General features: G+C 57.6%; 1 pseudogene. It reads right to left on the minus strand.

From position 1 onward, the window contains the following. Positions 1 to 271: pseudogene (locus tag PGLA_RS22665) on the minus strand (Gly-Xaa-Xaa repeat protein); the annotation flags it as partial.

A 271-nucleotide genomic window follows, 5' to 3' on the forward strand; every position in this document is an offset into this window, starting at 1 on the left:
CCAGTCTCTCCTGTTGCTCCTGTTGCTCCAGTCTCTCCTGTTGCTCCAGTTGGACCTGCAATACCTTGCGGACCTGTCGCACCAGTTCCGCCTTCTCCATATGGTCCTGTTGGGCCCGTTGCTCCCATTGGACCTGCAATACCCTGTGGACCTGTCGCACCAGTTTCTCCTTCTCCATATGGTCCTGTTGGGCCCGTTGCTCCCATTGGACCTGCAATACCCTGCGGACCTGTCGCACCAGTTCCTCCTACTCCATATGGTCCTGTTGGGC

Origin of the sequence: Paenibacillus glacialis (assembly GCF_001637205.1) — a bacterium.
Lineage (GTDB): Bacteria > Bacillota > Bacilli > Paenibacillales > Paenibacillaceae > Paenibacillus_AQ > Paenibacillus_AQ glacialis.